This is a genomic window from Sphingomonas bacterium (assembly GCF_903644135.1).
In the GTDB taxonomy this organism is placed as follows: domain Bacteria; phylum Pseudomonadota; class Alphaproteobacteria; order Sphingomonadales; family Sphingomonadaceae; genus Sphingomonas.
Map to the genome: position 1 here is coordinate 1 of NZ_CAHJXA010000107.1, position 8,312 is coordinate 8,312.

Consider the following 8,312-nt stretch of genomic DNA (forward strand, 5'->3'; position numbering starts at 1 on the left):
CCCCGCCGATGCCGCCGATGCCGCCGATGCCGCCGATGCGGTTGGCGCGCGGCTGAAGCTGTCAAATGCGCAGCGCCGCCGGCTGGTGGCGGCCGGCGCAGGGCCAGGCACCGAAGGCCCGCAGGCGCTCGCCTACCGTGCGGGAGTTGAGAGCGCCGTCGACCGCCTATTGCTGGCCGGGGGCGATGTCGCACCGCTGAGCGGCTGGGTTCCACCTCGGCTGCCGATCGGCGGCGGCGCGCTGGTGGCGCTGGGGCTCCACCAGGGACCCACGGTGGCGAAGGCATTGCGCGAGGTGGAGAGCCGGTGGATCGCGGAAGGCTTCCCGCCCGAGCCGCGGGTCGCGGTCATCGCCGCCGAGATCGCGGCGCGGCTAGCGACCTGACGCTGTGATCATCGTCCAGGCGGCGTCCGCCGCCAGCGGGCGCGCATAGTGGAAGCCCTGTCCCATCGAACAGCCCATCGCTGCCAGCGTCGTGACCAGCGCGGGCGTCTCCACCCCTTCCGCCACCGTCCGCATCCCGAGCGCGTCGGCGAGGCTGAGGATCGCACGGACGATCGCCATCTTGTCGCGATCGGCGAGCATCCCGGTCACGAAGCTGCGGTCGATCTTCAACAGGTCGATCGGCAGCTTCTGAAGGAAGGCCAGGTTGGAATAGCCGGTGCCGAAATCGTCCATGGCGATCGTGGTGCCCAACTCCTTTAGCGAGTGCATGGTCGCCGCGGTCCGCTCCGGGTCGGTGACCAGCGCACTCTCGGTCAGCTCCAGTTTCAGCCGCTCGCCCGCCAGCCCGGCGGCGGCGAGCGCCCGCTCCACCACACCGGTCAGCGTGTCGCGCTGCAACTGGATCGGCGACAGGTTGACCGCGACGCTGATCCCGCAATCGCCGCCGGCGCGCGCGTCCCAGGCCGCCAGCGTCTGCGTCGCCTCGGCGATCGCCCAGCGGCCGAGCGGCACGATCAGCCCGGACTCCTCCGCAACCGGGATGAAGCGGGTCGGCTCGATCTCCTCGCCCGCACCGGTGCGCCAGCGCGCCAGCGCCTCGACCGACACGATCCGACCGGTGGCGAGGTCGCAGATCGGCTGATAGCTGAGCCGCAGCTCGCCATTCTCGACCGCCCGGCGCAGCGCCGTCTCCATGCCGAACCGCTGGCGTTCGATCGCCAGCTCGTGGTTCTGGTACACCTCGGGCCGGCCGGTCTCCTTGGCGCGCTTGATCGCGAACTGGGCATGGCGGACGAGGTCGTCGACGCAGTTCTCGGCGTCGCTGAAGGCGATGCCGATCGATCCCTCGACGCCGATCTCATAATCGCTGAGCCGGAACGGCTCGGTCAACACGCGCTCGATCCGCTTGGCGGCGTGGTAGGCCTCGTCGCCGTCGTCGATCGCGAGCAGGATGCCGAACTCATCGCCGCCGATCCGCGCCAGCGTGTCATGGGCACGCAGCGACCCCCTGATCCGGCGCGCGACGGTAATGAGCAACTCGTCGCCGGCCAGCCCGCCGAGACAGGCATTAAGGCGGCCGAAGCGGTTCAGGTCGACGACCAGCACCGCCACGCGCTCGCCGGCGCGCAGGCTCTGCTCGATCGCATCGCCGAAGCCCTCGCGGTTGGGCAGGCCGGTCAGGCTGTCGGCGGTCATCTCGCGGCGCAGGCTGCGCTCGGTGCGGTGCTGCGCGGTGTGGTCGATGAAATGCACCTGGCAGACGTCGCGCACCGCCGCGGTGGAGCGCGCCAGCGTGACCAGATAATGGCGACAGTCGATCGCCTGCCCCATCTGCCACGCGAACTGGCCGACCGTGTCGGAGGAGTCGAGAAACGCGACGATCCGCGTCGACAGGGCGGTCAGCGTCGACGGGCTGAGCGAGGGTGCGCCAAGCCCGGCAAGCCGATAGGCGCGGTTGACCGCGATCGCGAACAGGCCGTCGCCGTTGCGGCCGACCTGCATCGCCGGGATCGGCACCAGGTCCAGCCCGCGCGCGATCAGCTCGACCGACACGCCGGCACAGTCCTGGGGGATTGACAGGGCGGAAGCCATCGCTCTCGCCTAGCCTTTAGTGGTTAAGACCCGCTAAAACAGTCCGATAAATTGATCCAGATTGGCTTCAGACCAGCGACGACACCGCATCAGAACCGATTGTCGCGCGGGAAGCCGGTCGGCGGCATCCGCCCCGCCGCGCCGCGCGCCGCGCGCCAGGGGCCAAGATCGGCCTCCGTCCGGGTCCGGCCGCTGTCGCCGCCCATCGCCCAGCTCAGCCCCGTGGCGAACGCGAAGCTGCGTGCATCGGCCAGCCCGCCGTCGCGGAAGCGCTGCAGCTGCACCCCCTGCCCGCGCGCCAGTTCGGGCAGCTCGGCGAGCGGGAAGACCAGCATCCGCCGGTTGTCGCCGATCGCCGCGACATAATCGTCGGCGGGCGCGACCGGCCGCACGATCTTCAGCGCCGCGCCGGCGCGCGGCGTCATCACCGTCTTGCCCTTGCGGGTCTCGGCAACGACGTCGGCGGCAGGTACCAGGAAGCCGCGCCCATCGCTCGCCGCCACCAGCAGCTTCGCGGCGCGGCTCGCGGGCAGCAGCGCGACGATGCCGACGCCGCCATCAAGGTCGATCGACGCGCGCACCGGCTCGCCGAACCCGCGCCCGCCCGGCAGCTTGTCGGCCGCCAGCGTGTAGAAGCGCCCGTTCTCAGCGGCGAGCAGCAGCTTGTCGGTGGTCTGCGCATGGAAGGCGAAAGCGGGGCCGTCGCCCTCCTTGAACTTCAGCGTCTCCGGCGCGGCCAAGTCGCCATGGCCCTTCAGCGCGCGGATCCAGCCGCGCTGCGACAGGATGACGGTGATCGGCTCGCGATCGATCATCGCCTCCAGCGGGATGTCGCGGGTCGGTGCCGCCTCCTCGACCGTGGTGCGGCGACGGCCGAGCTTCGTCTCGGGACCATAGCGGTCTCGAATCTTGACCAAGTCGCGCTTCATCCGCGCGCGCTGCTTCTTGGGGTCGGCGAGCAGTGCGGCGAGCGTCGCGCGTTCCTTTTCGAGCTTGTCGCGCTCGCCCTTGATCTCGAACTCCTCCAGCCGGCGCAGCGAGCGCAGCCGCATGTTCAGGATCGCCTCCGCTTGGCGGTCGGTCAGCGCGAACTCGGCGATCATCACCGCCTTGGGTTCGTCCTCGGTGCGGATGATGGCGATCACGCGGTCGAGGTTGAGATAGGCGATCAGATAGCCGTCGAGCAGCTCGATACGGTCGGCGATCTTCCCCAGCCGATGCTCGGTGCGGCGGATCAGGACGACGAACTGGTGTTCCACCCACGCCGCCAGCGCTCCGTGCAGGCTCATCACCCGCGGCGTCCGCGTCGCATCGAGGACGTTGAGGTTGAGCGGCACCCGGATCTCGAGGTCGGACAGGCGGAACAGCCCGTCCATCAGCACGCCCGCATCGACGGTGCGGCTGCGCGGCTCGATCACCAGCCGCACCGCCTCGTCGGACTCGTCGCGCACGTCGGCCAGGATAGGCAGCTTCTTGTCGTTGATCAGCGCGGCGATGCCCTCGATCAGCTTGCCCTTCGGGACGCCGTAGGGGATCTCGCTGACGACGATCTGCCAGCCGCCGCCTTTCTCGCGCTCGATGCTCCAGCGCGCGCGGACGCGGAAGCTGCCGCGGCCGGTGCGATAGCTTTCGGCGATGACGGCGGGCGGATCGACCACCAGCCCGCCGGTCGGGAAGTCTGGTCCAGCCACGAACGCCATCGGGTCGGCGGCGGGGTCGTCGACCAGCGCGATCGCCGCGTCGAGCAGCTCGGCGGCGTTATGCGGCGGGATGCTGGTCGCCATGCCGACGGCGATACCGGCCGCGCCGTTGGCGAGCAGGTTGGGGAACAGGCCGGGGAACAGCTCCGGCTCCTGCTCCTCGCCATTGTACGTCGGCCGATAACTGACCGCATCCTCGTCGAGGCCGTCCATCAGGTCGATCGCGACCTGGGTCAGCCGCGCCTCGGTGTAGCGATAAGCGGCGGCGTTATCGCCGTCGATATTGCCGAAATTGCCCTGCCCGTCGACCAGCGGATAGCGCAGCGCGAAATCCTGCGCGAGGCGGACCATCGCATCGTACACCGACTGGTCGCCATGCGGATGGTATTTGCCGATGACGTCGCCAACGACGCGCGCGCACTTCTTATAGCCCTGGCTAGGATCGAGCCGCAGCAGCCGCATCGCCCAGAGGAGACGCCTGTGAACAGGCTTGAGGCCATCGCGCACGTCGGGCAGCGACCGCGCGGTGATCGTCGACAGCGCGTAGACGAGGTACCGCTCCGACAGCGCGCTGTCGAACGGCGCGTCGACAATCGCGTCGAACGGGTCCTGGAAGTCGGTGGCCATCGGCGGCGAGCATTAGCAGCCGCAGAGGGCGCGTCAAAGTTCGTGATGTGTTCCGCGGTGGCCAGCGACCGCCGCATCCAGCAGCGTCCGATGCTGTCGGCCGGTCTCATCCCAATCGTACCGCTCGGCATAACGCCGCGTCGCCGCGCGGTCGGGCAGACCGGCGAGCAGCCGCGCGATGCCGGCGCGGATCGAGGCGTCGCTCCGCTCGACCAGCACGCCGGCCTCAGGCACCCGCACCACGTCGGGCGAACCCCAGATCGCGGTAGCGACCAGCGGCGTGCCGCAGGCGATCGACTCAAGCAGGACGTTGGCGATCCCCTCGCGGTCGGAGCAGAGCGCCGTCACATCGGCCGCTCCGTACAGCGCCGGCAGCTGGTGCTGCTCGACATGGCCTAGGAAACGCACCCGGTCGGCCACGCCCAGCTTGCCCGCCAGATCGCGCAGGCTTCCCTCACGCGGGCCATCGCCGGCGATCATCAGCGTAACGCCTGGCAGCCCCGCCACCGCCCGGATCGCGAAATCATGCCCCTTGCGGTCGATCAGGTGGCCAACCGACAGCACCGCCGGCCCGTTCAGTCCCAACGCCGCGCGCGCCGATGCGCGGTCGGCAGACGGCCGGAACAGGTCAAGGTCGACGCCATGCTCGACCACCACCAGCTTGTCGGGCCGCGCGCCCATGCCGATCAGCGCGTCGCGCAGCGCCCCCGCCACCGTCGTCGTCACTGCCGAGCGCTCGATCGCGGCTAGGATCATCGCCCGCGACGGTCGCCAGTCGGGGATGAGGCTGACATCGGTGCCGAGCGCGCTCATCACGAACGGCCGGTCGAAGCGCCGCGCCAGCAGCCCCGCCGCGACACCGTCAGGGTAGAGATAATAGCTGTCGATGACGTCGAAGTCGAAATCGCGGCGAATGCGTGCGATCGGCCCGGCCATCGCCGCCGCCATCAGCCAAGGCGCGAGCGTCTGGCCGACCTTGGGGACCACCGGATAGCGCGGATGCTCGACCCTGATCCCGCGCCGCTCCGCCGCCCTCGGCACCCTGGCGTAATCGGCATAGGTGCCGAAGCGCGGGTTTGCCGACGGGAACCACGGCACCGGCGCGACCACCCGCACCTCGTCGCCCGGCCGCAGCGTGTGGGCGAGGCGATGTTCGATGAAGATGCCGTGCCGCCGCTGCACCTCATTGGGGTAGAGGCTGGAGAGGACGAGGATCTTCATGCGCGCCGCATAGCAGCGACGCGTAAAGCGACCGTTGCCGCCGATGGCCGGGCAGGATAGCGCCGCGGCCATGGACCTCGCGCAAGCCAGGGCGCTCGACGCCGCCGACCCGCTGGCGGCGATGCGCGAGCGGTTCGCGCTGCCCGCGGGCGTGATCTATCTCGACGGCAACTCGCTGGGCGCGCTGCCCCGCGCCACGCCGGCCGCGCTCGCCGACGCTGCCGGCCGGCAATGGGGCGAGCGGCTGATCCGCAGCTGGAACGAGGGATGGATCGACGCGCCCCGGCGGCTGGGCGCGAAGATCGCGCCGCTGATCGGGGCCGCGGCGGACGAGGTGATCGTCGGCGACTCGACCTCGGCCAATCTCTACAAGCTGATCGTCGCCGCGCTGCGCCTCGATCCGACGCGGACCGAGGTGGTGAGCGAGGCGGGCAACTTCCCCACCGACCTCCATATCGCCGAGGGAGCGGTCGCCTGCGTTCCCAGCGGCACCCTGCACATCGTGCCGCGTGCCGACCTTGCGGGTGCGATCGGGAAGCGTACCGCGCTGCTCCTCCTCACCCATGTCCACTATAAGACTGCCGAGCGGTTCGACATGGTGGCGCTGACCCACGCCGCGCATGACGCCGGCGCACTCGTACTATGGGACCTAAGCCACTCGGTCGGCGCGGTGCCGATCGATCTCGACGGCTGCGACGCCGATCTGGCGGTCGGCTGCGGCTACAAATATCTCAACGGCGGTCCCGGCGCGCCGGCGTTCCTCTATGTCGCCCGCCGCTGGCAGGAGCGGCTGGCCAACCCGCTGTCGGGCTGGATGGGTCACGCCGCCCCGTTCGCGTTCGAGGATGGCTACCGCCCCGCCCCGGGCATGACGCGCTGGCTGTCGGGCACGCCCGCCATCCTCGGCCTCGCCGCGCTGGAGACGGCGCTCGACCTCTGGAGCGACGTCGATCGCGCGGCGCTGTGGGCGAAGAGCGCGGCGCTGTTCGCGATCCTCGCCGCCGCCGGCGACGCGGCCGGCCTCCCATGCGTGTCCCCGCGCGACCCGGCGCACCGCGGCAGCCACATCAGCTTCCGCCACCCTGATGCCTACGCCCTCACCCAGGCGCTGATCGCCCGCGGGGTGATCGGCGACTTCCGCGATCCCGATATCCTGCGCCTTGGCCTGACGCCGCTCTACCTCTCCCACGAGGATGTCTGGCGCGCCGGCGAGACGCTGCGCGAGGTGATCGCCACCGAAGTCTGGCGCGACCCGGCCTTTGCCGAGCGGCGACCCGTCACCTGATCGCTCGATTGCGCCCACCTCCCCCCTTGCCTATAGCGCAGCCACATCCCGCCCCGGTCCGGCCTAGCCGCCGCCGGGGCTTCGCGTTCGAGGGGGCCTAACGCATGGCACGCCGCCGCCAGATCTACGAAGGCAAGGCCAAGATCCTGTACGAGGGTCCTGAGCCGGGCACGCTGATCCAGTATTTCAAGGACGACGCCACCGCCTTCAACGCCCAGAAGAAGGGCACGATCAACGGCAAGGGCGTGCTCAACAACCGCATCTCCGAGCATATCTTCACCCTGCTCGACACGATCGGCGTGCCGACCCACTTCATCCGCCGCCTCAACATGCGCGAGCAGTTGATCCGCCAGGTCGAGATCGTGCCGATCGAGGTGGTGGTGCGCAACATCGCCGCCGGCTCGCTGTCCAAGCGGCTGGGGATCGAGGAGGGAGTGAAGCTCCCGCGCACGATCATCGAATATTACTACAAGGACGATGCGCTCGGCGATCCGATGATCTCCGACGAGCATATCGCCGCCTTCGGATGGGCCAGCCAGGAGGAGATGCACGACATCGCCGACCTTGCCATCCGCGTGAACGACTTCCTGACCGGGCTGTTCGCCGGCTGCGGCATCAAGCTGGTCGACTTCAAGCTGGAGTTCGGCCGGGTCTGGGACAATGACTATGGCCGCATCATCCTGGCCGACGAGATCAGCCCCGACGGCTGCCGGCTGTGGGACATGGAAACCAACGAGAAGATGGACAAGGACCGCTTCCGCCGCGACCTTGGCGGCGAGGCGGAGGCCTATCAGGAGGTCGCGCGGCGGCTGGGGCTGTTGCCGGAAGGCGAGGATTCGGCGGTGCTCGACATGGCGACCCATCGCAAGCGGCGGGGCAAATAGGGTGAAGGTGCGTGTCGTCGTGACGCTGAAGCCCGGCGTCCTCGATCCCCAGGGCAAGGCGATCGGCCATGCGCTCGGCTCGCTGGGGTTCGTCGGCGTGGGCGAGGTGCGGGTCGGCAAGCTGATCGAGCTTGAGGTGGCGGACGAAGCGGATGTCGAGGCGATGTGCCGCCAGCTGCTCGCCAACACCGTGATCGAGGATTACCGGATCGAGCGCGACGGATGAAGACCGCGGTCGTTGTCTTCCCCGGCTCCAACTGCGACCGCGACCTGGCGGTGGCGCTGGCGGCGGTGACCGGCACCGCGCCGACCATGGTATGGCATGGCGAGACCGACCTTCCCGAGGGGATCGCGCTGGTCGCGGTGCCGGGCGGCTTCTCCTACGGCGATTACCTGCGCTCGGGCGCGATCGCGGCGCGCTCGCCGGTGATGCGCGCAGTGGTCGAGGCCGCCGGCCGGGGGATGCCGGTGCTCGGCGTGTGCAACGGTTTCCAGGTGCTGACCGAGGCGGGGCTGCTGCCCGGCGCGCTGATCCGCAACGCCGGGCTGAACTATGT

The 8,312-nt window shown here is 69.8% G+C and carries 7 protein-coding genes and 1 pseudogene; 5 read left to right on the forward strand and 3 right to left on the reverse strand.

The features are described from left to right. Nucleotides 1-385, forward strand: a pseudogene (locus tag HUU96_RS07345) (CCA tRNA nucleotidyltransferase); the annotation flags it as partial. On the opposite strand, the gene HUU96_RS07350 reads toward HUU96_RS07345, so the two are convergent. From HUU96_RS07350 to HUU96_RS07360, 3 genes are all read right to left on the reverse strand, one after another. Next, on the reverse strand, nt 374-2,038 hold the full coding sequence (locus HUU96_RS07350) for a putative bifunctional diguanylate cyclase/phosphodiesterase (protein WP_174292186.1): 1,665 nt from the start codon (nt 2,036-2,038) through the stop codon (nt 374-376). The pseudogene HUU96_RS07345 and the gene HUU96_RS07350 overlap by 12 nt on opposite strands. An 89-nt stretch (nt 2,039-2,127) precedes the next feature. After that, nucleotides 2,128-4,365 (reverse strand): DNA topoisomerase IV subunit A, encoded by a 2,238-nt coding sequence (parC, locus tag HUU96_RS07355; protein ID WP_174292187.1) that lies wholly within the window; start codon nt 4,363-4,365, stop codon nt 2,128-2,130. 33 nt (nt 4,366-4,398) lie between these two features. Beyond that, the gene (locus HUU96_RS07360; RefSeq protein WP_174292188.1) at nt 4,399-5,586 is read right to left on the reverse strand and encodes a glycosyltransferase; all 1,188 of its coding nucleotides are present in this window, start codon (nt 5,584-5,586) and stop codon (nt 4,399-4,401) included. A 70-nt stretch (nt 5,587-5,656) separates the two neighbouring features. Between HUU96_RS07360 and kynU the strand changes: the two genes are divergently transcribed. The 4 genes from kynU to HUU96_RS07380 form a co-directional block, all read left to right on the forward strand. Then, complete coding sequence (gene kynU / locus HUU96_RS07365) at nt 5,657-6,871, forward strand: kynureninase (RefSeq protein ID WP_174292189.1); 1,215 nt, start codon at nt 5,657-5,659, stop codon at nt 6,869-6,871. Between the two features lie 104 nt (nt 6,872-6,975). Next, the gene (purC, locus tag HUU96_RS07370) at nt 6,976-7,755 is read left to right on the forward strand and encodes a phosphoribosylaminoimidazolesuccinocarboxamide synthase (protein ID WP_174292190.1); all 780 of its coding nucleotides are present in this window, start codon (nt 6,976-6,978) and stop codon (nt 7,753-7,755) included. 1 nt (nt 7,756) lies between these two features. After that, complete coding sequence (gene purS / locus HUU96_RS07375) at nt 7,757-7,981, forward strand: phosphoribosylformylglycinamidine synthase subunit PurS (protein WP_174292191.1); 225 nt, start codon at nt 7,757-7,759, stop codon at nt 7,979-7,981. After that, on the forward strand, nt 7,978-8,312 hold a 335-nt coding region (locus HUU96_RS07380), incomplete at its 3' end, for a phosphoribosylformylglycinamidine synthase subunit PurQ (protein ID WP_174292192.1). The genes purS and HUU96_RS07380, both read left to right, overlap by 4 nt.